Genomic DNA, 1,329 nt, shown 5'->3' on the forward strand with positions numbered 1-1,329 from the left:
CCGACGGTCTGCCCCGGGACGACCGCACCCCTGGCGGGCAGGAAAACTGACGCAGCCGCCACAGCCGCACCGCGAGGCGCCGGCCCCCGGAACGGGGTGCCGGCGCTTCCGCTTGTGCACCCTCAACTGGGGCTGGTTTCCGTGGCAGGGTGGAACGGGCAAGCCACAGGGGTCCAACAGAAGAGGGGGAAACGTGATCGTTTGGATCAACGGCGCGTTCGGTGCGGGGAAGACCACCACCGCACGGGAACTGATCGAACTGATCCCGAACAGCACGCTCTTCGACCCCGAGGTCATCGGCGGCGAACTGACACACCTGCTGCCGGCCAAACGCCTCGCCGAGGTCGGCGACTTCCAGGACCTGCCGATCTGGCGACGCCTCGTCATCGACACCGCGGCAGCGCTGCTCGCCGAACTCGGCGGCACACTCGTCGTGCCCATGACCCTGCTGCGCCAGGAGTACCGGGACGAGATCTTCGGTGGTCTCGCGGCCCGCCGTATCACCGTCCGGCATGTGCTTCTCACCCCGGCCGAAACGATCCTGCGCGACCGAATAGCGAACCGTGAGCTCCCGCCCGACGTGCCCGACGGCGAGATACGCACACGCCAGTGGTCGTACGACCACATCGAGCCGTACAAGGCCGCCCTCGCCTCCTGGCTGACCGCCGACGCCCACCCCATCGACAACGGCGCCCTCGCCCCGTACGAGACCGCCTCCCGTATAGCCGAGGCCGTCGCCTCCGGGGCCGCGCCCGTCTGTGACATCGTGCAGACCCCCGAACCCACCGCCGAGACGCTGGCCGCCGGTGTCCTCCTCTTCGACGAAAAGGGTCGCGTGCTGCTCGTCGACCCCACCTACAAGGCGGGCTGGGAGTTCCCCGGCGGTGTCGTCGAACCCGGCGAGGCGCCCGCCCGGGCCGGCATGCGCGAGGTCGCCGAGGAGACCGGGATCCGCCTCGACGACGTACCCCGCCTGCTGGTCGTCGACTGGTAGGCGCCCGCACCGCCCTGCTACGGCGGGCTGCGCCTCCTCTTCGACGGCGGAAGCCTCGGCTCCGCCGAGGCTCGTGAGGTGCTGCTGCCCGGACCCGAGCTGCGCGCCTGGCGCTTCGTCACCGAGGAGGAGGCCGCCGGCCTGCTGCCGCCGGTGCGCTACGAGCGGCTGCGCTGGGCACTGCGGGCCCGCGAACGCGGCGCGGCGCTCTACCTGGAGGCCGGGATCCCGGTCGGCTGAGCGCAGCTGTCCGCGCTCAGACGGGCGTGGCGGAGGCCGGTCAGCTCGCCGCGTAGTTGCGCAGGAACACGGCCTCCGCCACCGACAGCCGCTCC

1 pseudogene is annotated in these 1,329 nt (G+C 71.6%); it reads left to right on the forward strand.

Features of this window, described 5'->3' with window-relative positions:
• Positions 1–193 precede the first annotated feature (193 nt).
• Positions 194–1,234, forward strand: a pseudogene (locus ACTWQJ_RS51450) (NUDIX hydrolase).
• The last annotated feature ends 95 nt before the right edge of the window (positions 1,235–1,329 follow it).

The sequence above is a fragment of the Streptomyces sp. KR55 genome (genome assembly GCF_052245645.1).
GTDB lineage: Bacteria > Actinomycetota > Actinomycetes > Streptomycetales > Streptomycetaceae > Streptomyces > Streptomyces flavusporus.